The 22,591-nt window shown below is 67.5% G+C and carries 22 protein-coding genes; 7 read left to right on the forward strand and 15 right to left on the reverse strand.

Annotation, left to right across the window (positions count from 1 at the left end):
* Positions 1–471 precede the first annotated feature (471 nt).
* Positions 472–1,713: a hypothetical protein gene (locus ACWEWT_RS15080; protein WP_452559281.1), complete on the reverse strand. Its 1,242-nt coding sequence runs from the start codon at positions 1,711–1,713 to the stop codon at positions 472–474.
* A gap of 495 nt (positions 1,714–2,208) precedes the next feature.
* Between ACWEWT_RS15080 and ACWEWT_RS15085 the strand changes: the two genes are divergently transcribed.
* Together ACWEWT_RS15085 and ACWEWT_RS15090 are read left to right on the forward strand one after the other, a co-directional pair.
* Positions 2,209–2,826, forward strand: a complete 618-nt coding sequence (locus ACWEWT_RS15085) for a DUF6088 family protein (RefSeq protein WP_452559283.1) — start codon at positions 2,209–2,211, stop codon at positions 2,824–2,826.
* Positions 2,826–3,842, forward strand: a complete 1,017-nt coding sequence (locus ACWEWT_RS15090; RefSeq protein ID WP_452559285.1) for a nucleotidyl transferase AbiEii/AbiGii toxin family protein — start codon at positions 2,826–2,828, stop codon at positions 3,840–3,842. The genes ACWEWT_RS15085 and ACWEWT_RS15090 overlap by 1 nt, the downstream gene beginning before the upstream one ends.
* Positions 3,843–4,076: 234 nt before the next feature.
* On the opposite strand, the gene ACWEWT_RS15095 is transcribed toward ACWEWT_RS15090, so the two are convergent.
* Positions 4,077–4,403, reverse strand: coding sequence for a hypothetical protein (locus tag ACWEWT_RS15095; protein WP_452559286.1), 327 nt, complete (start codon positions 4,401–4,403; stop codon positions 4,077–4,079).
* 58 nt (positions 4,404–4,461) lie between these two features.
* Positions 4,462–6,282, reverse strand: a complete 1,821-nt coding sequence (locus tag ACWEWT_RS15100) for a hypothetical protein (RefSeq protein ID WP_452559288.1) — start codon at positions 6,280–6,282, stop codon at positions 4,462–4,464.
* A 261-nt stretch (positions 6,283–6,543) separates the two neighbouring features.
* Here ACWEWT_RS15100 and ACWEWT_RS15105 point away from each other — a divergent pair, with 261 nt between their 5' ends.
* Positions 6,544–7,059 (forward strand): hypothetical protein, encoded by a 516-nt coding sequence (locus ACWEWT_RS15105; RefSeq protein WP_452559290.1) that lies wholly within the window; start codon positions 6,544–6,546, stop codon positions 7,057–7,059.
* Between the two features lie 6 nt (positions 7,060–7,065).
* On the opposite strand, the gene ACWEWT_RS15110 is transcribed toward ACWEWT_RS15105, so the two are convergent.
* The 4 genes from ACWEWT_RS15110 to ACWEWT_RS15125 form a co-directional block, all read right to left on the reverse strand.
* Positions 7,066–7,443: a GFA family protein gene (locus ACWEWT_RS15110; RefSeq protein ID WP_452559292.1), complete on the reverse strand. Its 378-nt coding sequence runs from the start codon at positions 7,441–7,443 to the stop codon at positions 7,066–7,068.
* Between the two features lie 124 nt (positions 7,444–7,567).
* Complete coding sequence (locus ACWEWT_RS15115) at positions 7,568–8,023, reverse strand: deaminase (RefSeq protein WP_452559294.1); 456 nt, start codon at positions 8,021–8,023, stop codon at positions 7,568–7,570.
* Positions 8,020–8,706, reverse strand: coding sequence for a RibD family protein (locus ACWEWT_RS15120; protein ID WP_452559296.1), 687 nt, complete (start codon positions 8,704–8,706; stop codon positions 8,020–8,022). Before ACWEWT_RS15120 ends, ACWEWT_RS15115 begins: the two co-directional genes overlap by 4 nt.
* Complete coding sequence (locus ACWEWT_RS15125) at positions 8,706–10,070, reverse strand: helix-turn-helix domain-containing protein (RefSeq protein ID WP_452559297.1); 1,365 nt, start codon at positions 10,068–10,070, stop codon at positions 8,706–8,708. The genes ACWEWT_RS15120 and ACWEWT_RS15125 overlap by 1 nt, the downstream gene beginning before the upstream one ends.
* A 419-nt stretch (positions 10,071–10,489) precedes the next feature.
* Between ACWEWT_RS15125 and ACWEWT_RS15130 the strand changes: the two genes are divergently transcribed.
* From ACWEWT_RS15130 to ACWEWT_RS15140, 3 genes are read left to right on the forward strand one after another with little or no spacing between them, the layout of a single operon-like run.
* Positions 10,490–11,635, forward strand: a complete 1,146-nt coding sequence (locus ACWEWT_RS15130; protein ID WP_452559299.1) for a radical SAM protein — start codon at positions 10,490–10,492, stop codon at positions 11,633–11,635.
* Entirely contained in the window at positions 11,632–12,702 is a 1,071-nt protein-coding gene (locus ACWEWT_RS15135; RefSeq protein ID WP_452559301.1) for an alpha-hydroxy acid oxidase, read from the forward strand. The genes ACWEWT_RS15130 and ACWEWT_RS15135 overlap by 4 nt, the downstream gene beginning before the upstream one ends.
* On the forward strand, positions 12,699–14,228 hold the full coding sequence (locus tag ACWEWT_RS15140) for an aldehyde dehydrogenase family protein (RefSeq protein WP_452559303.1): 1,530 nt from the start codon (positions 12,699–12,701) through the stop codon (positions 14,226–14,228). Before ACWEWT_RS15135 ends, ACWEWT_RS15140 begins: the two co-directional genes overlap by 4 nt.
* A gap of 14 nt (positions 14,229–14,242) precedes the next feature.
* Here ACWEWT_RS15140 and proS read toward each other — a convergent pair whose 3' ends face one another.
* Together proS and ACWEWT_RS15150 are read right to left on the reverse strand one after the other, a co-directional pair.
* Positions 14,243–15,682, reverse strand: a complete 1,440-nt coding sequence (proS, locus tag ACWEWT_RS15145) for a proline--tRNA ligase (protein ID WP_452559495.1) — start codon at positions 15,680–15,682, stop codon at positions 14,243–14,245.
* 241 nt (positions 15,683–15,923) lie between these two features.
* Complete coding sequence (locus ACWEWT_RS15150) at positions 15,924–16,646, reverse strand: glycosyltransferase family A protein (RefSeq protein WP_452559304.1); 723 nt, start codon at positions 16,644–16,646, stop codon at positions 15,924–15,926.
* A 111-nt stretch (positions 16,647–16,757) separates the two neighbouring features.
* Here ACWEWT_RS15150 and ACWEWT_RS15155 point away from each other — a divergent pair, with 111 nt between their 5' ends.
* Entirely contained in the window at positions 16,758–16,964 is a 207-nt protein-coding gene (locus tag ACWEWT_RS15155) for a hypothetical protein (protein ID WP_452559306.1), read from the forward strand.
* A gap of 28 nt (positions 16,965–16,992) precedes the next feature.
* Here the strand turns inward: ACWEWT_RS15155 and ACWEWT_RS15160 are convergent, their stop codons facing one another.
* The 6 genes from ACWEWT_RS15160 to ACWEWT_RS15185 form a co-directional block, all read right to left on the reverse strand.
* A complete protein-coding gene (locus tag ACWEWT_RS15160) occupies positions 16,993–17,517 on the reverse strand; it encodes a GNAT family N-acetyltransferase (protein ID WP_452559308.1) in 525 nt (174 codons plus the stop codon).
* A 201-nt stretch (positions 17,518–17,718) separates the two neighbouring features.
* Positions 17,719–17,973, reverse strand: a complete 255-nt coding sequence (locus ACWEWT_RS15165) for a FitA-like ribbon-helix-helix domain-containing protein (protein ID WP_452559310.1) — start codon at positions 17,971–17,973, stop codon at positions 17,719–17,721.
* A gap of 314 nt (positions 17,974–18,287) precedes the next feature.
* Positions 18,288–18,662, reverse strand: coding sequence for an S-adenosylmethionine decarboxylase family protein (locus tag ACWEWT_RS15170; protein WP_452559312.1), 375 nt, complete (start codon positions 18,660–18,662; stop codon positions 18,288–18,290).
* A gap of 8 nt (positions 18,663–18,670) precedes the next feature.
* Positions 18,671–19,801, reverse strand: coding sequence for a hypothetical protein (locus tag ACWEWT_RS15175; RefSeq protein ID WP_452559314.1), 1,131 nt, complete (start codon positions 19,799–19,801; stop codon positions 18,671–18,673).
* Positions 19,801–20,502: a hypothetical protein gene (locus tag ACWEWT_RS15180; RefSeq protein ID WP_452559316.1), complete on the reverse strand. Its 702-nt coding sequence runs from the start codon at positions 20,500–20,502 to the stop codon at positions 19,801–19,803. The genes ACWEWT_RS15175 and ACWEWT_RS15180 overlap by 1 nt, the downstream gene beginning before the upstream one ends.
* A complete protein-coding gene (locus ACWEWT_RS15185) occupies positions 20,499–22,358 on the reverse strand; it encodes an NAD(P)-dependent oxidoreductase (protein ID WP_452559317.1) in 1,860 nt (619 codons plus the stop codon). Before ACWEWT_RS15185 ends, ACWEWT_RS15180 begins: the two co-directional genes overlap by 4 nt.
* Positions 22,359–22,591 lie beyond the last annotated feature (233 nt).

Genomic DNA, 22,591 nt, shown 5'->3' on the forward strand with positions numbered 1-22,591 from the left:
CCGGTTCATCGAGGCTAAATCGGACGGGCCACTCGAAGAACTTACTGGCAGTCCCGGCTACCCACCGACACATGCTTACGCCGGTACCAACACCGAACGCGGCCGCGTAGGCGAGCCGGGCCACTGCGAGGTCTGCGCAGTCCTCAGCGACGTCCGAGCGCATCCGAATTACGGGTGCAGGGATATCGGCTGCACCCGTCACCACTGACCCCGCAAGACCGCGCGTGGCCGCGGCAACAGCCAGACCACCGGCCTGGGCGGCGGCCCGATCGGATGCTCGCCAAGGTTGCCGGTCTCGGTACACTGCGTGCCCGAAGACGGGGGTGGGGACGACATCGTGACGGTGATCGAGACCCACCTGGGCCGGCGCGAAACTATACGGCCGGAGGCCGCCGCGGATGCCTCAGCACTGGGTCGTCTGGTCAAGATCGGAGGGGAGGACCGTCGGCGGGGTAGGTGATTCACGGTGCATCACCGGTCCCCGCGCTCGACCGAACTCACCGTGCGGGGCCGACGTCGAGCGCGTACTCCTCGGATGGCCGCCGCGGGAACCAGCTCCGCAAGTAGCGACCATCGCCCTCGTCTCGACAGCGCCGGTCGGGAGCCCAGGAGCGTGTGGGCCCATTGTTCGGGGTCGAACAGCTCGATATCGGACAGGCCGGTGGCATGTTGCAGGGCCCGCGGATACACCCGGTCGTAGGCCCGGTTCACCGCGGTGGCCTTCTCAGGGCTCATCAGCATCCACTCCGCGCACATCCGTGTCGGTGTCCATGAGGCCAGACCGGGCCCGGGGTGCTCGGTGACTTCGAGCAGGCCGCGTTTTTGTAGGCCGCGCCAGAGCGAGGCCCATTGTCCGAACGGTGCGCCGTCGATGTGGGGGCGGTCGATCGCCCAGAGTGGTCGGGGCAGGTTGCTGGTGCGGACCACCGCCAGCAGCGGAAGGCCGAAGATGCGGGCGAAGTGGGCGCGGTGTGTGCCGTCGCCGCGGACGGCATAAACCGGCCCGGCCGGCCCTTCGACTCGTTCCAGTGGGACCGGATGCCGCATATTGCCGATCACGAGCCGGTCGGTCCACGTCTCCAGCGCTTCGGCAGTTGTGGCCGAATGCAAGGTCACGCAGAAGCCAGCGAGCGAGCGCCGAACCGGCTCGGCGCGGTCGAACTCCCCCCACTGCTCGGGATCCGGGGTGGTCACGATCCGTTCCGGGTCCACCCAGTCGAGGTAGTACGCGCGCGCCTCAGGGCCGTCGCGCTCCTGCGGCACCGCCCGGGAGCCGAAAACCGTGATGGTCTGTTCCACCTGCGGTGCGGCCGCGTTTACCCGCGCTACTCGCTCGCCCAGCCACGTCAGCAGTTCGGCGCCCGGGTCCGGATCGGGGACCCAGAACATCTGCGCGGCGCGCGGGCCCGGTGCCGGCATATCGGCGCGCAGCGCAACCAGAGCCTCGCGCAATGCTGCACGCTCTGGCCGGTCGGCCGCCGCCCGCAGGCGCTGGACCCATTGGTCGTAGGAATGGTCGAGCTGGGCCTCTCGAATCCCTTCGACGTCCTCGACCACGACCGCCGGCGACACCGACGGACCGGATACAGCAGCCCCGTCGAACCCGAGGCGACGCACAATCGCCTCCATCTCATCCACGGTCGCTGACCAGCCACGCAGGTCCAACCTGCCCAGCTGGGCAGCGAACACGCCCGATTCAGCTCGTTCGATCATCGGGAAACCAACTCCTACAGCAGTATTCGACTGTCCGCTGTCGAGTATCACCCGGACCGACGACAATCTCGTATGCGATCCGAGGAAATCGTCCGGACCCTCGGTCCACAGAACCAGCAGGCACCAGGCGGCGGGACACCGCTGTCCGTCGCACTCGCACAGCAGCAGGCCGGTGGAGGCGTGAGCCACGCGCCGGGGCGCTGTTCCGATACGCGCGATGGGGACTGTCGGACGCTGGGCGCGGCAGACACCGCGAACGCTCTCGCGACGTCGCTCACTGCGCCGAGACAACCCCGGCGGGGCGGCCGCGCAGACCCGAAGGCCATCGGCCGGATCAACCGGATCGACCGCGGCGACGGCGCTCAGGCGGGCGAGCCTCGCGGCGCAAGCCGACTGCCCAGCTACCGTCATATTCCCAGGTAGATGGCTTGAAGTGGCGGCGGTCACGATGCGCCACCTCGCTTTCGTGACAGGTTTTCGATACAATTTTCTGTCATGAGGGCAGCAGTAGGCGACGCCAGCAAGGCGCTGGAGTCCTTTCCGGTCGGTGGGTTCGTGCACACGAACCGCCTGCCGGGGTCCGCTGCTGCCGCCACGTCGGCGGTCAAACGTGCGCACAAGCGCGGAGAGCTGGTGCGTATCCGCAAGGGCCTCTACTTCAAGGGCGCCCAGACCCGCTACGGCACGACCCGGCCCTCGGCCGAAGCGATCGCGGTCGAGGTGCTCGGCAGCACCGGTGCCGGGCCGACCGGGTTCTCTGCTGCCCGCGCGCTCGGGTTGACCACCCAGGTGCCGGCCAGGCCCACCATGGTCGTGACCGGGCCGGTGCCCACCGCCGTGCCCGGGGTGAGGATCTCCAAGCGCAGCAACCTCCGGCGGCTGGCATTGACCTCGCTCGAGATCGCGGTCCTCGAACTGCTACGCGGTGACTGGGAGAGCGCCGTCGACGGCGGTTGGTCCGCGCTCGCGTCCGCGGTCGGCGCTGCGGTGGAGCGCGGCAGGCTGCGTTGGCGCGAACTGACCACCGCCGCCGAAGCCGAGCATTCCCCTGCGCTGCGCCGCAATCTACGGCGCCTGAGTGAGGATTTGCAGGTATCGGGCATGCTGGCCTGATGGCCCCTCTGCTGCGTGAGCATCCCGACGAGCTGGCCGCGCTGATCGGCGCGACCGCCACCCAGCTAGGTATCGACCTCACGTATGTGGAAAAGGATTTCTGGGCCATAGAAGTACTGCGGGCCACTACGTTCCCGGTCGAGGTCACCGGCCAATCCAGCACAGGGCCGGTCACGGTGATCTTCAAGGGCGGCACCAGTTTGTCTCGGGTCTACGGGTTGATCGAACGGTTCTCCGAAGACATCGATCTGCTCGTGGTGTTCCCGGCAGAGGCAGGGGCCGGCGCGGGCGCGAAGGACAAGGCGCTCAAGCAGGTGCGCGATGCCGTGACCGCGCACCTGGGCTTGCCCGCCGAGGCGGTCGTAGCGAAGGAATCGACGCGGGGAGTCAAACGCAACGTCAGCTACCTCTACCCCGCACGCACCACGGCCGCACCGGCCGCGGAGGACGCGATCAAACAGGGTGTGCTGCTCGAGATGGGTACCCGCGGTGGGACCTTCCCGACCGGCCGTCACGAGGTGCGCTCGCTGGTAGCAGATTTCGCGATCAGCCATTTCGGGGACACCGCCGACACCTGGGCGGAGTTCGCCGCGTTCAGCATCGACGTTCTCGCACCTGAACGCACCTTGTTCGAGAAGCTCTCAGCACTGCACGATGGCACATCCCGCGCACCCGATCCGAAGGCGAGCGCCGCGCTGCGGCGAAACGCCCGTCATCTCTACGACATTCATTGCCTGCTCGGCGATGCACAGGTCCGGGCCTCGCTGGAGGCACTCGGCACCGACGGGATCGCGCGATTGTGCGCGGATGTCGACGAGCACAGCGCTGCCGCGGGATTCGACTACACCCCTCGGCCTGCCGCCGGATTCGCCGACGGTCCGCTGCTGTCCGACAACGCACCAGCACGCGAGATCCTGGAAGCCGGCTACCGCGACGCGATGGCGCTGGTTTATGGCGCCCGGCCCTCGATAGAGGAATGCCTGGCCTCCATCCGATCGAATGCTCACCTGCTGTGATCCGGTCTTGAACCGGCAACGGTCTGCCGACACAGCACGCAGGTGCGGTGACCGAAACTCGGCGACGCTGCGGCCGATATGGTTTGCGCCCGGCGGAGATGCCGGCGGGTGCGAGCGTGTCGATATGCTGGGCGAGTTGTGGGTCAGGCGGTCCGAACTCGCCCCGCCCCACGCTGGGTTGCCCGGGCAGTTTGAGCGCGGGGTGACCGGGTTATGTGGTCGCTGTCGGCGGGCTCAGGTTTCCGGTCCGTGGTCGAGCGGTACTTCCAGGACGCGGTCGAACAGTTGCATGATCCGCAGTGCTGCGGAGTCGTCGCGGTGGCGGTCCCAGAAACCGCGGCATATCGCGTGCGGCGGAGGCTGTCCGTCCTTGTAGGTGCTGTGGCACACGACGTAGGAGTCGTCCCGGCAGGCTTCGTCGGCCAGTTTCTCGGCGCTCTCGCGGGTATAGACGGGGTTGCCCGGCCGGAATATGCAGGTCGTGCATTTCTGGTCGAGAAGTCGTGATTTGCCGGTATCGGGGTCGGCGATGCTGCGATGTTCGGGGATGACGAAATCCATCTGGGTTCCTCGGGTGTGAGCAGGGGCCATGGCGCCTGGCCTGTGGGGCGGAACGGGGTTATGCAGTGTCGGGGTCAGGTACGAGGGTCAATGGCGGGTTGGTCAGTTTCTTCCAGGTTTCGAGGTCGTTGAGTGTGGTGACCAGTGCGCGGTCGTCGAGACCTTCGGGTCGGGGACCGACGATTTCGCACAGGGTTTCCCAGGCGATTTCGAGGTGGTCGGTGCTGCGCAATGCGGTGGCGAGTTGGGTGAGCGGGGCTGGTTCGGTGCGCAGTTTGGGTTGGCGGCCCAGGTGCAGAGGTTCGGTGATGCCGAGAGCGAGCGCGGTCAGTTCGGCCGCGGTCGCTTCGGGATTTGCGGGGTCGGGGTTGAGCGGTATGGGGCTGGCGGCGCCGGCGTGGTCGATCAGGATGCCGCCGTAGCGGCGTTTGTCGCCGATGGTGGCGGCGAACAGGTGGACGGTCGCGGGGGTTCCGATCTCGAACAGGATGCGGGGCACGTGGTAGGCGAGCAGGTCGTCGGCACGGTGTCCGCGCAAGGCCCGCGCTGGGTGGGACTGGGGGTCGGTGTCGGTGCGCCAGCCCAGCACAGTGGGTACATCGTCCGAGGCGGGGGCGGTGCCGTCGAGCCGGTTCTCCTCCGTTGAGAGGTGCTGGTGGTGTTCGAGGGCGTGGGTGAGTGCTTCGTGGAGCCAGTTGGCGCGGACGGGGATCGGGGTGAGGTTGCGGTCGATCGCGGTGCGCAACTGGTCGGGCAGGGCGGCGCGGTCGATGGTCAGGACGTCGATGGAGGTGGGATAGCCGTAGTAGTCGGTGGCGGTGCGCGCCATGCCGTGTGGCAGATCGGGTTGTTCGATCAGCCATTCCAGGGCGTGGAACAGGTCGATTTGCCCGGGCTGTGGCGGCAGGGGTGGGTGGGGGTCGGTGCGGGTGGGTTTCGGCGGTTCGATCGGCAGGACCCAGCCCGGCAGCACCGTGATGGCAGAGGGCTCGGACCCCCAGTTGAACTGGGACAGGGTGGTGTCCCACATGGTGTTGCCGAGCTGGGCGAGTTCGTCGGCGATGTCGTCCGGTGCTTCACGGCGGCCGGTGGCGATTTGGTCGATCACTTCACGGCACTGCCGGCGAAGCGTGGCGGCGGTGGCCAGTCCGGGCGGGGTGTGTGAGGAAGACACGGGGGGCGTGTCCTCGCCCAGCGGGCGCGGTTCCCACAGTGCAGCCGCGGCTTTCGCGACCGCTCCTCGTTCCCAGTAGGGCAGCAGATGCCCGACCAACTCGGAGACGACGGCACCGTCGAGCAGTTTCATCCGCACTCCCCACGCGAAGTCCTCGGGGACTTCGGCGCCGAACAAGTCACCATGGTCGTAGCGGATCCAGTCGTTGGGACGGATCCAGGCGATCGCGCCGCGCAGACCGTCGCGGCCGCCGTAGCCGAGGGCGGAGACGACGTCGGGGGAGAGATGTTCGGCAGGCAGTCCCGGCCCGCCAATGTCACCCACGGGCACGACCAGGGTGAGTGTGCGCGGATCGGTGAACTCACCGGTGGTGTAGCGGGCGGCATGCAGCTCTGCGAAGCCACCGTTGCGGGTGGGCACCTTGACGAACTCCCACCCCTGCCGGAACCAGCGCTGGGTGATCGGGGCCCCGGCGGGCGGCGGGTCGAAGGCCGGCAGCGCTGCTTCCGGCGCGCGACCGGTGGCTACGAGCCAGCGCAGTACATCTTCTCGCAGATAGAGCGGCTTTTTGGGGGTGGAGTCCGCGATGGGCTCGGGGAACTCGGCCTCACGCTTGCGCATAGAGGAGATCCGGGCGCGCTGGACCTCCAACAGCGTTTCCAGGTCCTGGGTCGTCACGAGGTCGGGAAGAGCGAAAGCGTCCATGGTTCAAAATGTATCAGATGTATTATTTGTCAACTGACGTATCTTGAGTCAATTATGTCGTTTTTATTCGCTATCTGGTCTCTCGTTGCAGGGTTGAGCAACCACAGCGCAGGGCGCTGTTCGACTGGTGTGACGATCCTCAGGCCCGGCGCATGGCAACCCGGACGATGGTGGCGGCTTTCTGCGGTGGGCGACTCGCCGACGGTGGCAAGGTGAGGCAGTTCGACGTCCAGCCGCTGGCAGCGACTAGGGTCGCAGCCCGTGGACAGGATCGCGATCGTCGGGTGCGGAGGCAGCGGAAAAACCCATATCACCCACCAGCTGGCCACACTGTTGGATCTGCCGGTAACCCACCTCGACGCCATCTACTACGACAAGGACTGGAACCCTCTGACACAGGAGGCGTTTGCCGCCCGGCAACGTGAGCTGGTGGCCGCGCCCCGGTGGGTGATCGAGGGAAATTACGCGGGAACTCTGCCGATCCGGCTGGCCGCGGCCGATACAGTGATCTTTCTCGATCTGCCCGCGCTGACCTGCCTGCTCGGGATCGCGCAGCGACGCTGGCGATACCGCGGCGGACAGCACACAGACGGCGTTTATGACCGCATCACCTGGGATTTCGTGAAATACGTCTGGGGTTACCGCAAAACCATGCGGCCCCGGATGCGTGATCTGCTGGCCGAGTACGGCTCGGCCAGGCTCATCACGCTGACCAGCCGTCGCGCCGCCGCGCGGTTCCTGCGGACCGTGCGGACGGAGCGTTCCACCAACCACTGAAATCCTCTATGGTGAGCGGTTCACGATCGGGGGCAGCCATGGCACCGCGTCGGCGGTGAAGGACTGATGTTCAGGGATCAGGGCGGTGTGATTGTCGAGTGACATGATGGTCACGCCGACTTCGCCTTCCACATCGCCTTTGGAGGCCAGCGTGGAGCCGCAGGTGGAACAGAACCCGCGTCCGATCCCGGGGAAGGTGTAGAACCAGGTCGGTTCGCCGCCGTCGCCGGTCCAGGTGAACGCGTTGGCGGGGAACCCCACCCAGGCCATGACGGGTCCGCCACTCAGACTCTGACAGTCCAGACATGAGCAAAGATGCGGCCAGATCTCGGCGGATTCGGCTCGGTACCGGATCCTGCCGCACCGGCAACCACCTTCGTACATGGCCTGTGTCCTTTCCCCGCATGTTGAGGTCTCCGGTGATTCGTCAGCGCTTGCTGCGGCGCTGGCCGGGTGGTGCCGCCGATCCGGGCCAGGCTACAGGCCGGATGCGGTGGGCCCGTGGCGGTTAGGACAGATCCAGGTGCTGGTTCATGGCCATGGCGGCATGGGCGAGTTCGGGTAGCTCGATGACTTTGACTCCGTGCTGCCGGAGTTTCTCGACGCCGATGCAATCTTCCACGAAGGTGGAGGGTTCGCGCCATGCGATGACAACTTCGGGGAGGCGCGCGACCAGGATACGTTCGGTACACGGCAGTCGTGTCTTGGTCGCCCGCTCCGAACATGGTTCGAGAGTGCTGTAGATCGTGGCGCGGGTCAGGCGCGGATCTTCGGGGTCGAGCTTGTCGAGTGCGGCTTCCTCGGCGTGGATTTTGGGATCGGTTTCGCGGGAGTAGCCGGTGGCGATCTCTTCGCCGTCGGCGACGATCACCGCACCGACGGAGAATGCGCCTTCGACGACGGGGCACAGGCCGGCGAGGGCGATTGCTCGGTTCATCCAGTGGTGGTGGTCGAGTTCTGTCACCGGTTCTCCTTGGGTGGTTCGTAGCGCAGGAGTGCGACATCTCCGATCTGGGTGATGTCGAGCAGCCGCATTCTGTGGGTTGGTCCGCCGGGGAAGGCTGCGGGGTGAAGGAACCGCGGCGCGCCGGGTTCTCCGACGAGGGTGGGCCCGATGGCGAGGTGCAGTTCGTCGGCCAGTCCGGCGGACAGGAACGCGGTGTGGATGGTGCCGCCGCCTTCTACCATGAGGCGTTGGATTCCGCGGTGGCCGAGGTCGTCGAGCAGTGAGCGGAACTCAACTGTGGGGCCCAGGTCGATGACTTCGGCGAGTTCGGTCAGCCGCGTGAGGTTCTCCGCGCCTGTGGTGGTGGTATATACCAGCGGTTTGTGCTGTTCTGTGCCGTGATGCCAGAATTTCGCCGCTGGATCGAGGTTTCCGCTCGCAGTGACGGTGACCTTCATCGGCTGGGCGGGTTTGCCGGCGTGGACACGTTGTGTTGTGAGCTGTTCGTTTTTCACGATGAGCCGCGGGTTATCGCTGCGGATCGTCTCGGCGCCGACCAGGATGGCATCGACGTCGGCGCGTACCGCGTCGACGCGGGCGAAGTCTGCGGCGTTGGACAGCAGCAGCCGCTCGGGGCTGGTGTCGTCGATGTAGCCGTCGATGCTGGTGGCGACCGACAGCAGGACATGAGGTCGCGGCATCAGGCCACCACCGCCCATTTCCGGGCGGCGTCGCGGAACTCGGCGACTTCGGCCACGGATCCGGCCGGGGCCAGCAGACCGTCGAGGTCTCTGATGTTGGACAGAATGCGTTGCGATCCGGTGCTGACCCCGACTCGCATCGCTGCCAGTCCGAGTCCGGCTGCCGGTTCGGCTTCGCCGCCGCGGGCGTGGGCGAGTGCTTGGCGCGACAGGTAGACGGCTTGATCGCGTGTGTACCCGGACTGCATCGCGGTGATCGCCGGTCCGAATTGGTTGGTGGCGCCGCGGTGGTTTCCGAGGGCGGTCAGCGCGTGCGCTCGGTGGACGTCGATGTAGGGGTGGTCCAGGAAGAATCCCCACGATCGATCGACGTCGACGTCGTCGGTGAGTGCGTGGGCACGATCGAAGGCGCGCTCGCTGTCACCGCGCCGACCGGCCAGGGCCGCGCCGTAGCCGGCGAACGCCGCGGCGACTGCGGCGAATCGGGTACCGGGTGGGGCGGCCTGCTCGGCAGCGGTGGCAAGTTCGATGGCTTCGATGCCGTCGCCTTGGTCGTTGGCGATCTGGGCCTTGCGGATAAGGGTGGCGGCGATCGACCAGGAATCGTGGAGTTGGTGTGACCAGGTCAAGGCCCGGTCGGTCCAGTGTTTGGCGCGGTTGAAGTTGCGGCAGTCCTGGTGCAGCCAGGCGGCGAACTCGGCGTAGAGGATCCGCATCCGCAGCATCGCCTGGGAGTCGCCGATTCCGGCGGATCGTAGCTGGCCGATGCGTTCGATGTTCTGTTCCATCAGCGGGATCACCGGCGCGGAACCGTGCAGGTTGTCGCTTTCGATGAGCGCGAGGCGCAGATTCCGGAAATGCTCGACGTGGTCGATGTGGGCGGTGTTCGCGAGTGCGGCTGCGGGCCGGGAGCCGGTGGCCGCGGCGAGCGCTCCGGCAGCGACGCCGGCGACGACGGTGCGACGAGGAACTGACACGAGGACCAACTCTCCAGCGGCGGTCCGGGCGTGCACCCAGACCTGATCGGCTTCGTCGGCACCCGGCACGGCCGGCGATGGCCGACTGTGGGGGTCCAAATCCACCCTAGCTGGTGGGAGTAGACCGGGATCGGTCTGTGGTTGGCTCGAACTGCTGGCAGCGAGAGCGCGGTCGAATCGCTCGATCACCTCCGCGGGCGCCTCGGCCAGCGTCTTGTTCAATCGGGCAGTACTCGACCTTCGCATACATACGGTGGCGCCGTGGGACTCCCAGAGCCACACCGTGCGCACGCCCAGTCCGACGGCCGCAGCGAAATCGTCGACGCTGAGCATCATCGCCTCACGCAACGCCTTCGTCTCGATTCCCGTCCAGCGATCGATGCTCATCGGTCCCGGGTCCGCCCCTGTTGATTTGCTCACTGAGCCTCGAAAACTACACCGGCGCAGCGATGTCCGCTGATATTTCGCCGATCAATCTCGCCGCGCAGCAAAGTTGCAGGAAAGCTGCACTGTTGCTGCATGGTGCTTGCACAGGCAAGGGCGCAATCCTGGAAGTGGCACCCCGGCAACAGGTCAGGCGATACCGGCAACACCCATACCGCCGCCCTCGGATCCGGCACCGCTGTGGACACAGTGTCTGGATCGGGTTGCGGCCGACCTGGCACCGGGGTGCCTCCGAACGGACCGGGCGCGACATCACAGACGCCTCCTCTTCCGGCGCCGCATGCGAACACGCATCGCCGGATGTTCTGGCATCACAGGTAGACGGCCCCGGTCTCGTCGATCCCGACCCGAAAGTAGGCACCATGACCACCGCGCTGATTCCCAAGGTCTTCGATTTCCAGACCTCGGCGGAGACGATCCGAGCCCACCATTGGCGCGTGTTCGCCGACGCCTATCGCGGATGCGACATCAACTGCACCTACTGCCTCTACAGGGGACCGGGCGACTACGGCGCACATGTCGGAGTCTCGCCGGGCTCGGCCGAAGCCGATGCCAGTCTGGGAATCCTCGATCTGGGCACCACGACCGACCCCTACCAGCCGATCGAGGCCTCAGAGAAGGTCACCCGCCGAACCTTGGAAGCCGCGCTCGCCGAGAAGATCCCGGTGTTCGTGCTGACCCGCGCCACCCTGGTAGCCCGCGATATCGACGTGCTCACCGATCTCGCCGCGCAAGGTCTGATCGAAGTGTGTTTCTCGGTCATCACCCTCGACGAGACACTGTCTCGGCGGCTCGAGGTCCGGGCACCGAGCGCGCGTGAGAGGTTGGCCGCGGCGCAGCAGCTGGTCGACGCCGGGATTCCGGTCACCTTCCACACCGCGCCGGTGGTACCCGGCATGAACTCGCCCGCCCAGATGGACGAGTTGGGCTACGAGTTGGGCTCGCTGTCGGGACGGCATGTCTTCAACGCGGTCCTCGGCGCTCAAAAGGCGTGGTGGAAAGGCTTCTACGACGTGATGGAGGCCGCCGCGCGCAGCGGCGAGATCCATGACATCGACGCATTCCGCAGCGCCTACGCCCGAGACCTGCCGTTCGAGCGCGACGCCGCGATCAACTGTGGACTCGACGCGGTGATCAACACGTTGGTGCCGTTCCGCGAGGGCGTCACCCGGGCCGGGGCGATTTTCGTCGCCGAGAACTACCCTCATCTGACCACCGGCGCGCTCGAGGGCGGCATCTACCGGTGGAAGCTGCCGACGGTCTACGACATGGCCGCATGGGTCGCGGCGCAGCCGAGTCCGGTCGACTGGAACGCATTCGAGTCCTGGTACTCGACCTATCGGCCGAGTCCGCAGTTGACCGAACTGGTGCGTGGCCTGTGGTGTTCCGGGGAGCTGTTCGTCGGGACCACCATCACCGCCGCCGAGTCCGGCCGCTACACAGGTGGCGATACCGTTACCGAGACCGCTCGCACCACTCTGGTCGCCCGCCGCAAGGACCGGCGATGAACCCCCAGGTCACCGGGCAGCCGACGGTCATCCGGACGCTGCCGCATCTGCACCAACGCGCCCAGGCCGAGCTGCTGCCCGACGTCTGGGCCTACATCGATGCCGGCGCGGGTGCAGAAGTGACGCGGACCGACAACGAGTCCGCGTTCACTCGATGGCAGGTACTGCCGCGGCTACTGTCCGGGGTCACCACCGTCGACACCGCGACGAGTTTCCTCGGTATCGAGCTCGCCGCACCGCTGCTGACCGCCCCGATCGGCTGCGATCGGCTCCTGCACCCGACCGGGCAGACCGCGGTCGTCACCGCGACGGCCTCACGCAGCACAGTGGCGATCGTGGCCGAGGCCTCGGCGACCTGCCTCGAAGACGTCGCCGCCGCGGCCACCGGCCCGACGATCATGCAGGTCCACGCCCAGGGTGAAGTTTCGGAGTTCGTTGCCCTCGCCGAGCGTGCTCACGCTGCCGGGTACACGGCGCTGTGCGTAACGATCGACTGTCCGGTCCTGGGCTGGCGTGAACGGCTACGCCGACTGTCCATCACGGTCGACCCGGCGCATTTCTCCGGCAACCATACCGACGGCCGGTTCGCCACCGCACTGCTGGGCGAAGCCGGCTCCGCGTGGACGTGGGACACGCTGGCGGCCGCGGCCGCGCGGCTGCCGCTCCCGCTGGTGGTCAAGGGCGTGCTGACAGCCAGCGACGCCAGGCGGGCCCTCGACTGCGGAGCGCGATCGGTGATCGTGTCCAATCACGGGGGCCGACAACTGGATTCGGTCCCCGCGACACTCGACCAGCTACCCGAAGTCCTCGACGCGGTCGACGGCCGCGCGCAGGTGGGTATCGACGGCGGCTTCCGTACCGGAGTCGACTTGTTCAAGGCGCTCGCCCTCGGTGCGGACGTGGTGCTGTTGGGCCGACCCGTGGCTATGGGTATGGCCTTGGACGGCGCCAACGGCGTCGAGCAGGTACTCGACCTGTTCACCGCCGAGCTGCGCCGCACGATGGTGCTGGCCGGATGCGCGCGGATCTCCGATATCAACGCTGATCTCCTGCGGAGGCGGACATGACCACCACACTCGCGGAAGCCTCGTTCATCGACCGCACCGGGGAGGTATGGCGCGGGCGACCGGAGAACCTCCAGGTCGATCCCCGGCCGGTGATCAACGGCCGGCGCCAGGACCGACCGGCGGTGCGGCCGAGACCGTTGGTCTCGGCGATCACGGGAACAACAATCACGGTCCTCGCCGATTGCGAAGTACGCGACGTCGATGTCGCGGTGCGCACGGCGCGCGCGGAATTCGACACCGGCCAGTGGCGACGCATCCCCGGTATTGAGCGGGCGGCAGTGCTGACCACCTGGGCGCAGCTGATCGAGGACAACCGCGACGAGCTCGCCGTGCTGATCTGCCTGGAAACCGGGAAACCGGCCGCAGACTGCCTGGACGTCGATCTGGCGAGTGTGGTGCGGGCCATCCGCTGGTACGCGACCATGATCGGCAAACACAGTGGTGACCACCCAGACACCGGCAGCGAATCGCTCGCCCTCGTCGGCCGGGAACCCGCGGGAGTGGTCGCGGTGGTCACGCCGTGGAACTTCCCCTTGGCCCAGATCGGATACGAGGTCGCACCAGCCCTGGCGTTGGGCAACAGCGTGCTGATCAAACCCTCCCCGCAGGCGCCGCTCGCGGTCCTGAGAGTCGCTGAACTCGCCCATCTCGCGGGACTTCCGCCTGGCGCGCTGGCGGTACTCACCGGCGGTGAGCCGACCGGGGCTTCACTCGGGCTCCACCACGGAATCGACGTGGTCAGCGTGACCGGCTCACCCGCGGCCGCGCGCGCGTTCCTCGGCTACAGCGCCTCCAGCAACAGCAAACGGATCTGGCCCGAACTGGGTGGAAAATCGACCGCCCTCGTGTGCGCCGACGCGCCGGACATCGCCCTCGCCGCGCGCCGACTCGCCTGGGGCGCGTACTTCAACGCCGGGCAGATGTGCACCGGTGTGAGCCGGATCCTCGTCGCACACAGCGTCGTCGACGACTTCCTCAGGCAGTTCACCGAGGCGCTCGACGCTCTGGTCCTCGGGCATCCGATGAACTGGGGAACCGAGCTCGGGCCGATGATCTCGCAGGCCGCCGCCGATGCCGTCACCGCGACCGTCGCCGAGGCGATCGACTCGGGCGCACGGCTGGTCCGCGGTGGACCCGTTACCTCGCCGCCGGTCCAGGGCGCCGCGTTCCTCGCACCGACCCTCCTGCACGGTGGGTCGCCGACCGCTGCAACTCTCACCACGGAGGTGTTCGGCCCGGTCACCACCGTGCTCGGTGTCGAGGGCATCGAGGAGATGGTTCGCCTGACCAGCGGGTTCAACACCGGCATGGCGGCATCGGTGTGGTCGGCCGACTTGAACACCGCGATGCAGCTGACCCAGCAGCTGCGGGTCGCCACGGTGTGGGTCAACGGGTTCGAGACCGACGACCTGACCGTCCCCGCTGGTGGGCGCGGGCCTTCCGGCTACGGCCGGTCCAAGGGCCTCGCCGTGCTCGACAAGTACTCCGACTTGAAAACGGTGTGGGTCAGCCTCTCGGGGGGCTGACCCACACCCGGGGTTCAGTAGGCGCGGGAGAAGATCACCCGTTTTCCGTAGGCGGCCGGTGCATCACAACGAACGCACCGGCCGCTTTCGGCGTCTCCGTCCAGCGGCACACACCGCGGCGTCGCCGCCGTGACGGCCTTGATGTCCTCCTCGCACCGCGGTTGACCGCAGTGCAGGGCCAACGCCCACCCGGTCGCGACCACCGCTTCGAACTCCGCCCAGTCCCTCACGGTGCTGGTGCGGTCCTCCCGGAACGTGGTGGCCCGAGCGAGTAGATACGCCTGGAACTCTTCGAGGATCCCGGGCATGAGGTTGGGCAGGGTCGCCAGGTCGACGGTCTGCTTGCCCTCCTCGCCCAGGCGGCGGACCAGCACCGCTGTCCCGGCGGCGAGGTCGCGCGGCCCCAGCTCGACACGGACGGGCACACCACGCATCTCCCACTCGTTGAACTTCCATCCAGGTGTCTGGTCGCGGTCGTCGACATGCACGCGGACCCCGGCCGACCGGAGCCGGCCCGCCAGTTCGTCGGCGGCCGCCACCACCGCGGCCGCACTGTCACCGCGCATGATCGGCACGATGACCACCTGGTGCGGCGCGAGCCGGGGCGGTAGCACCAGGCCGCGATCGTCGCCGTGAGTCATCACGATGCCGCCCAGCATCCGGGTACTCATTCCCCAGGACGTGGTGTGGCACAAAGTGTCGCGACCATCGACGGCGGCGAACCGGATGCCGAACGCGGCCGCGAAGTTGGTGCCCATGTAGTGCGAGGTGCCGGCCTGCAACGCCTTGCCGTCACGCATCATCGATTCGATCGTGATCGTCTCGACGGCCCCGGCGAAGCGTTCACCGGGCGTCTTCTCTCCCGGCACGACCGGCATCGCCGCCAGCTCCCGCGCGACGCTCTCATAAATCCCGAGCGTCAGCTCCACCTCGGCACGCGCCTGCGCCTCGTCGGCGTGCGCGGTATGGCCCTCCTGCCAGAGGAACTCAGTGGTCCGCAGGAACATGCGCGGCCGCATCTCCCAGCGCACGACGTTGGCCCACTGATTGAGCAGCATCGGCAGATCACGGTGCGAGGAAATCCACTTGGCCATCATCTCGCCGATGATCGTCTCGCTCGTGGGTCGAACAACCAGCGGTTCCTCGAGCTCTTTCCCACCAGCGTGGGTGACCACAGCCAGTTCCGGGGAGAATCCTTCGACGTGCTGGGCCTCGCGCTGCAAATAGGATTCGGGGATGAGCATCGGAAAGTAGGCGTTCTCGTGACCGGTCTCTTTGATGCGGCGATCGAGTTCGGCTTGTAACAGCTCCCAGATCCTGTATCCGTATGGTCGGATGATCATGGTGCCCTTGGCCGGACCACGGTCGACGAGGGCAGCCTTGAGGACAACCTCGTTGTACCAGGTGGAGAAATCATCGCTCTGGGCGGTAACTCCGCGCTCATCCCGTGCCATGCCGATAAGGCTATCGTCCCCAACCAGCAGATTCCCCGCCCGGTTCACCTGCGGGCCTGCGAATTTGACGGAGCAATTGCCGCTGCACAGGCAGGGCCGAGCGCAGACGCCCGGAGGTCGTGGTCGCGCCCTCTCCGCCATTGGTGCAGGCCGCGGTGACCGAGATAGCCTGTCGGCTGAACATAGCGGCGCCCCCGACAGCCTCGCCGGCTGCCGTGCCTGCGCGGTGGGGCTTCCGAAGTCAGGAGAACAATGCGCGCATCGCGGCGGCGCGCTCGGCGATCAGCGCCCGCAGGGCGGTGACCTGTGCGTCGAATCCCGGTGTGCGGGTCATCTGTCCCGGGTGCGAACCTCGAATGAGGCCGGGCCGGGCAAGGAAGTACCCGGCGGCGAGGCTGTCGAGCCTGGCGAGCAATCCGATGTCCTCACTGGCAGGCAGAGCCATCCAGCCGCCAAGGGCGATCAGAAGGGGTCGCCGGATGGTGAGTGTGGCGGGATGGATTCGGAGCGCGGCAGAATCGGCGGTCCACGCGGCGATTGTCGATCCTCGCGGGAGGATCCCTTCGGCGGGGTCATCATGCCAGCCGGTGAGGATGCCGTCGGCGGCGAGGTCCAGCACTGCGCTGGTGGTCCAGCCCACCGCCGGATCGGCGCACAACACCGTGATCGCGTCCGCGAGCGCTGTCTCGGGTAGCCGGTCGTCGGCATCGAGCACTCGCACCAGCTGGCCACGGCAGCGGCTCAGCGCTGTGGTGCGTGCGACCGCCGGGCCACCGTGCGGTTGTTCGCCGGGAAGAATACGCGGATCGGTGCGGACGGCGGCCGGTAGCGGCAGTTCACGGCCGGTGCCGTCCGATTGGACTGCCCACTCCCAGTTCCACCCGGCCGGGAGTACCTGTGTGCACAGGGACCGGTATGCCTCGGCCAGATGCTGCGGATCCACACGGCCGGCGGCGGTCACCACGCTGATCACCTGTGAGTCGCGAGTCGCGCTGAAGATCAGGGTGATTCACGCTACCGGCTACGCTGCAACGACCAGAGACTGCCGGTAACCACCAGGAAGGGATGCTCAACGATGATCGACCGCACGCGCCAGGCTGATCTCCTGCTGGCCGTGGCCGCCGTCGGGCTGCCCTGGCTGGCCTCCCTGCTGGGGGTAGCGACCAGCAGCGCGGTCTTGCCCGACCTCGCGGGTGTGGTGATCAGCATCGTCGTACTCCTCGCGTGCATCGCAGCCGGATACGCGGCGCTGCGCCGATATGGGCGGTTCGAGACGCTGTAGCACTATCGGCTCGGACCCGCGCGATCCACTACCTGCCGTTATCGAGTCGAATCCAGTACGAGCAGATACCGTCGGCGGCTTCGGTGGATTCGACGCTGCCGCAGGCGTGGATGACTCCGCGGGATCCGGCGTTGTCTGCGCGGCAGGTGAGCAACACCCGTTCGATGCCGAGGTCCTTCGCGGCCAGCGTCAGTGTTTGGCGAAGGATCTCTGTCCCGTATCCGAGCCTGCGGTATCGAGGTGCGACGACGTAGCCGATGTGTCCGCCCCAGCGCGTGAGCTTCTCGGTGAGCCGGTGGCGGATGTCGCTGCTGCCGACGAGTACGCCGCCGATCTCGGCGACGAGGAAGGTAAACGGCACGGCGTCGGGCGGCAGGCCTGTTCCTGCCCGCGCATCATTTTGAATGGCAAGGTATTCCGGCCAGGAGATACCGGGCGGATAGTCTTTGGCGAAGACCGTGCCCTCGTCGGTGAGCGCCGTACGCAGTGCGAGAAAGCGTTCTTCGTCGCCGGGCGCCAATACTCGCACGATCAGGGGGTTGGCGCTGGTCATCCGTTGATGGTGGAGCGGCGTTGCGGCGGGTGCAACTGGATATTGCTGCGCGAGGCGAACCTGCCGGCTCGGAACGACCGGCGCGCTACCTCCGGCGCTGATTGCGGCGGGGTGGAGCGGGTGCCCATGTCGTGGAGGTCGAATCCGGCGTGCCCACGCGAGCCCAGAGCGCTGTCTACCTGGTGGTGGTGTTCGGCAGGGTTACTCGTCGAACGATATGGGTTCGGTCGCGGTGCGGTCGCGGTTGTTGAACAGGGCGTGTTCTTCGTCGGTCAGCGGGTCCGCGGCCCAGATCTCGGCCAGTAGGGTTCCGAGCTTGACTCGCCCGGGTGGGAGGACGGTCTCGGTGATGATAGCGCGTATCTCTTCCTCGGCGCTGCGGTCGTGTTCGGCCGCACGATGGCAGATCGCGCGGTGTACCTCGTCGCTCAGATCTCGGATCGTCACGGTCTTCATCGGCTCTCCCTTCTGATGCTTTGCGTGAGCGATCCCGCTCGCCATCGATGATGGCAGTTCGTTCTCGATATTGCCCGGTCGTGCTGGCGTTCTTGTCCATCTGACGCGCGCAGGCCCGGCGTGGGAAAGTGGGCGTAAGCCGGACCGGATGGACTCGCCCGGCGCGGTCGCCAGGGCCGGGCAGGCAATGACCACCGGGTGCCCGAAGGCCATGACCGAGACGAATCGGCAGCGTGGCTCCCGGGTGGTGGTGCGCGCGGCCGATTTCCTCGACGACGCCAACGGGCTCCCTGGAGGAGTTGCGGTGGCCCGGATCAGGAGAGACGAACCTGGTGGTAGGGGTGGTCGGTAGGTTCGGTGCCGGGTAGGTGGCGGATGACCCGTTGCGGGTGCACGTGGGGTGCTCCGAATGTGTCGAGGATCGGAGCGATGGCGTGATCGGGGCTGCTGTCGGCGCGGCAGGTGAACAGGTCGATGTGTGCGGCGTGGTGCTCGGGCCAGGTCGATACGATCAGGTGCGATTCACCGAGCACGATGACCGCCGTGGTGCCGTGGGGAACGAATTGCACTGGCACGACGGCGTGCACGGTGCACCCGAGCCGGTGCACCGTGTTGTGCATGGCCTCGAGCAGGGTATCGGCTGCGGGCTCGGTCGTGCAGCCGGTGAGGTCGTAAAGGACTTGAATCATCGGGTGCCTCAAGCGATTCGCTGTTGAGATGTCTGGCCGGCGGGGATGAGGCCGGCGAGGTAGTCGACGGTATAGGCGCGGTGCAGGCGTCGTGGTTGCTGTGCCCAGCGGGTGACTTCGTTCCACAGGGCATCGAGGGCGGGATCTCCGTGCTGGTTCAGCAGGATGTCGAGATTCATGAACGCTTCGGGAAGGTCGGCGTAGTCCTTGCCGTAGCGCACATAGAGGGATTTCGAGAGTTTGCCGCCGCTGCGGTCGAGTACCAGCGGGGTGAAGAGGCTGACCGGCCAGTCCGCGACGGGAACGCCGAGGGCGGCGAGTGCGGGAGCGAGGACATGTGCGTGCCAGGCGCCGCCCCAGTCGGCGCCGTCGATCGAGATCGAACATGTCTGGTACCGGTCGCGTTCGGCGGCCAGAAGGTAGCCCTTCTGCACGGAGCGGACGGGGGTGTTGGCGTCGTACCAGCCGCCGGTTCCGGCGATGTCGATGTTCTCGCGGTAGGGGCCGTGCAGGGGGCATCGTGAGTCCAGATGGACCATGCCGTCGCTGGTGGTGATGGTGAGGTGGCGGGCGTTCTTGTCCATCAGCCGGCAGTGCGGGCAGCGGGGGCGGATCCGGACGATGCCGTCGGCGGGTGCGACGATCGGCGCGAACCGGTCGAGTCGGGATGCGAGGTGATGCAGGCATTCCCGGACCGGGGGAAGCTGCTGGTAGACGCTGTAGGGCCGGAATTCGTAGCGCACACCGCTGCGGGTCGCGGCCCAGGCTAGCAGCCGGGTGAATCCGGAGACCTGGTCGTCGGGGTCGAGGGCGCCGCCGTCGATGAGGTCGGCGACGGTGCGCACATAGTGGCCGCCGTCGATCTCGATGTGCTCGCCCGGGGCGTTGTCGAGTGCGTCGAACACGACGGTCGCCGGCAGCGACAGGTCTTCGCTGAATCGGGCGGCCAGCGCGAAGACGGCCATCACCGTCACGACGGTGCCGACGTGCGGGCGGCCGTTGAGCTGGGCGGCGGTGGTGATCCGCAGCCGGGTCGCCTCGCGCGCGGCCGCGCGGACAAGGTCGGTGTTGGAGTCGGTCAGGTGCGCGATACCGACCGGGGCGAAGATCAGTTCGTCGGTGCGGGCGATGGTGGCCATTATGTGCTCCTCTTGGTTCCTGCATAGATCCACACGGCGGGAAAGTCGGGGTCGGCGCTGGTGATGCGGTCGAGCACTGTCAGCGTGATGCCGGCCTGGTGGGCCGCCGCGCGATACAGTGGCGCCGACAGCTGGACCCGGTCGCGCGCTGCGGCGGCGACCCAGTTCGCGCCGGCGATCCAGGCGCCGGGTCCGGCCAGCTGATGGACTGCGGCGAATGTCGCGGTGAACTGTGGGGCGTTGGTGCACAGTCCGAGCAGCCCGAATTGGGTGACGAGGTCGAATCCCGCCAGCGGCAGTAGTGGATGGGCGGGCGGTGTTCCGGTCAGGCAGTCCACCGGCAGGCATGCGGTCAGCCTTCGGCACCGGTCGGTGTAGTCGCGGGGGCCGCGGCCGCACAGCTGCGCGGCGGTGGTGTGGACCGGCCCGGGTGTGGCCACCTCGGCGGTGCGATGCAGGAGTTGGAGGCGCAGCGGGTCGGCGTCGACGGCGACGATGGCGCCCGGGGTCAGCGCCAGAGCCCACAGCAGGGTTTGTGACCCGCTGCCCACGTCGACCCACCGGTTTACGGCCGGGATCGCGCTGAGCATCGCCAGAATGTCCTCGGTGGCTTCGCCGAACCGGAACCGGTCGCGGTAGTGGTGTTCGGCATACAGTTCGGCGGCGGTCCGCGCGCCGGGGCGCTCGGGGTGGGCGCTCATGGCCTGGCCTGGGTGGTGAGTGCGTACAGCTCGGTGAACCCGCCCGCGCCGGGTTTCAGGCGCAGGTGGGTGAAGCCGGCGTCGGTGAACGCCGCGAGGATGCCGGCCCGGGTCGGTAGCGCGATATCGACGGTGGCCGTGTGCAGCTCGCGGTTCTGGGCGTCGAGGTAGGCCAACTCCAGCCGCACCCGGGCTTCGGTGGAGAACTGGCGCCGCCGCCGGATCACTGCGCCCTCGGCCGCCGGGGCGAAGTGACGGTCGGTCACCCATATCCCGTCCGGTTGTGCCGGGTCGAAGAATCCTGTCGCCGCGGTGGGCCCCGCGATCTGCGCCACGACCTGCACGCCGGGCCGGCCGATCGCGGCATGCAGGTCAGCGGCTACTGCGGCGAGACCGGATTGGCAGGTCAGCTGATTGATCGCACCATTGGGCACCACCACGAGATCGACATCACCGGGCAACCGGAGCGCGTCGAGCAAACCACCCAGGCCGGTGACGCGCTCCGCGGGGACGCCGGCGGTGTGGGCGTGATCGAGCGCTGCCGCCAGCATGACGGGATTCGCGTCGGCGACGGTTACCGCCACGTGCGATTGGGCGTACTCGGTGAGAAAATGACCGCTGCCACACGGGATTTCCGCGACGTGGCGGCAGGTGTCCAGTAGCTGTGGGAGCCGGCGGGGCCGCGCCACGGTGGCTGTTTCGGCGCGGCTGTATACGGCTCGCTGATCATAGGAGGCCACCACAGCAGAGGCATCGGCGCCGGACGGGGTGTAGAACGCGGCATGCTGGCGGCACACCGGATGGACGAGTTTTCCCTCGGCGGCGATGCGCGCGGTATCGATGACTGGATCGAGGTCGCCGTGCAGCGCCACGCGGGCCAGCCGCACCAGATAGTCGGCGATCCGCCCCGTGTAGGCCGCGGTGGTGGTGACCGGCACCAGCGACGGCAGTGCATCCAATCGCAGGTGCCCGATCCCCGCGGTGATATGCGGAGGGGCCCCGGGTCGCTGGATCGGGCCGGCGGTCGGCAGGTAGCCGGGCCCGTAACCGCAGGTGGCATCAACGATGACCGCCCCGGGCGGCATCACTGCGAGATCGTCGGTGGTGATCATCGGCGGAGTGTCGTAAGTGGAGACCAGGAGGGCGCCGATCACCAGATCCGCGTCCGCCAGCACCGCTTTCCGCTCCTCGCCGGTGTTGACGGTGACCGCGACTCCGGCCGGAGCCGTCGCCCGGTACGCGGCCGCTGATGCCTCGGTGTGGGCGAGGACGGTCACCCGCGCACCCAGCGCCGCCGCAGTGCGGGCCGCGGCGGCCCCGACGTTTCCGCTGCCTATCACCACCACACGCGCGGGTTCCGCGCCGTCGACTGTGGCCACCAGGACACCGCGGCCGCCGAGGTGCGATTGCAGTGCGAGCGCGCCGTGCAGCACCGCCTGCACTCCAGCGATCTGGCCACCAGCCACGGCCAGCGGGAAACCGTCTGCCTCGCGCAGGAATTCGTAGGAGTACGCCGTCACCCCGGAGGAGATGAGTGCCGCCAGCAACTGCGGGTCTCCTTCGGCGTGGAACAGCGCCGCAATCGACTGCCCCGGCCGAAGCCGCAGCACATCGGCCGGATCCGGGGACTTGTAGCGCAGCACCAGCGGCGCCGACCACACCGTTTCCGAGCCGGTGAAACGCACGCCCGCGGCGGCCAGTATGTCGTCGTCGAGGTATACGCCTGTCCCGATTCCCGGCTCGGCGAGCACCTCGAAGCCGGCGCCGGTCAGCGCCGAAGCGACGGGGACAGTGAGCAGGGTGCGCCGCTCCCCGGGCACCGATTCGCAGGGAAATCCGATCGTATTGCCGGTCACCGCAACCCACCTCCGCGTCTATCCACCCCTCCAGGGACTGCATCCAAGAATCCGCGCACAAGGGGCGAAACACCAGATCACTTTCACCGCACAAACTTTCGTGGAATGACGCAATTTCTCGCCGTCGCCGCGAAAACTTCGGTGACAAGACCCCGGTCCGGCGCACCCAGGTCGAGCGCTAAACTGCCCAGCCATACACACCGCCCGAGCGCAGAGGTCGGCGCGGTGACCCG

The sequence above is a fragment of the Nocardia sp. NPDC003963 genome (assembly GCF_053605105.1).